The organism is Pigmentiphaga humi (assembly GCF_900606115.1).
Taxonomy (GTDB): domain Bacteria; phylum Pseudomonadota; class Gammaproteobacteria; order Burkholderiales; family Burkholderiaceae_B; genus Pigmentiphaga; species Pigmentiphaga humi.
In genome coordinates, this window is sequence record NZ_UWPJ01000050.1 from 1 (window position 1) to 1,285 (window position 1,285).

The 1,285-nt window shown below is 63.1% G+C and carries 1 protein-coding gene; it reads right to left on the reverse strand.

Annotation, left to right across the window (positions count from 1 at the left end):
- Nucleotides 1-432: 432 nt before the first annotated feature.
- Nucleotides 433-897, reverse strand: a complete 465-nt coding sequence (gene bfr, locus PIGHUM_RS23795; RefSeq protein ID WP_124082283.1) for a bacterioferritin — start codon at nt 895-897, stop codon at nt 433-435.
- Between the last annotated feature and the right edge of the window lie 388 nt (nt 898-1,285).

Sequence of the window (1,285 nt, forward strand, 5' to 3'; positions counted from 1 at the left end):
TCGCGCTACGCAACGAACTCGCCCGCTGCTCGTCCCAAAACGTGGTCACCCGCGTCATCTGCAACGAACAAGCCCGCTGGAAATACTGCAACCCCGAAAACCGCTGGGGCCGCATCCCCGAATGCCCCCGCACCGGAAATAATTAGGCCCCCCCTACGCGCTTACGCGCGCCCCCAGGGGCGGCACTGGCGGACCGGAAGGGAAGCCCACCCCCTACCCGCTTACGCGGGCCCCCTCAAGGGGGCGAAGCGGGTGGACCGGCAAAGCCGGATCCACCGCCTCCTGGGTCTGGGAAGGCGTCTTGGGTCGAGAGAGCGCGTTCTTTGCCTGCCCTCACGCAATCGAATGTTTGAACGACGGGAACAGCGGATCCGGCTCCGCCGGTCCGCCAGTTCCGCCCCCTGGGGGGCGCGCGAAGCGCGTAGGGGGGGGCTAAACCTGCGATTGCAGGTAGTTCTGGATGCCGACCTGGTCGATCAGGCCGATCTGGGTTTCCAGATAGTCGATGTGTTCCTCGGTGTCGTCCAGGATGTCCTGCAGCAGATCGCGCGACACGTAGTCGCGCACGCTTTCACAGTAGGCGATGGCCTCTTTCAGCGTGACCTGCGAGCCCAGCTCCACCTTCAGGTCACAGTCCAGCACTTCCGGCACGTTCTCGCCGATCAGCAGCTTGTGCAGGTCCTGTAGGTTGGGCAGGCCGTCGAGCATGAAAATGCGCTGGATCAGCCGATCCGCGTGCTTCATTTCCTCGATGGATTCCTCGTACTCGTGCTTGCCCATCTTCTCCAGGCCCCAATGGTTGAGCATGCGGGCATGGAGGAAATACTGGTTGATGGCGGTCAGCTCGTTGGTAAGCTGCTTGTTCAAATACTGGATGACGGTCTTGTCGCCTTTCATGTCGCTACCCCTGCAGATTCGAAGAATTGCAGAAGGTTAGCACCGCATCACGCCAATACCCAGACCACACGTCCGTTTGTAATGGCCTAAGAAAGTAATAATAAGAATGAGTCCCACCCCCTACGCCCTTCGGGCGCCCCCTCAAGGGGGCGGAACTGGCGGACCGGCGGAGCCGGATCCGCTGTTCCCGTCGCCAACATTCGATTGCGTGAGGGCACAGGCAAAGAACGCGCTGCCTCGATTCAAGACGCCCTTCCCAGACCCAGGATGCGGTGGATCCGGCTCCGCCGGTCCACCCGCATCGCCCCCTGGGGGGCGCGCGAAGCGCGTAGGGGGGGGCCTCCTACGCCGCGCGAGCGATCGCGTGGACGGGGAAGCGGCGGGTGGT

What these genes read in the sequence shown, in the direction of transcription:
- bfr (WP_124082283.1), bottom strand. Translation starts at nt 897, where the DNA reads ATGAAAGGCGACAAGACCGTCATCCAGTATTTGAACAAGCAGCTTACC.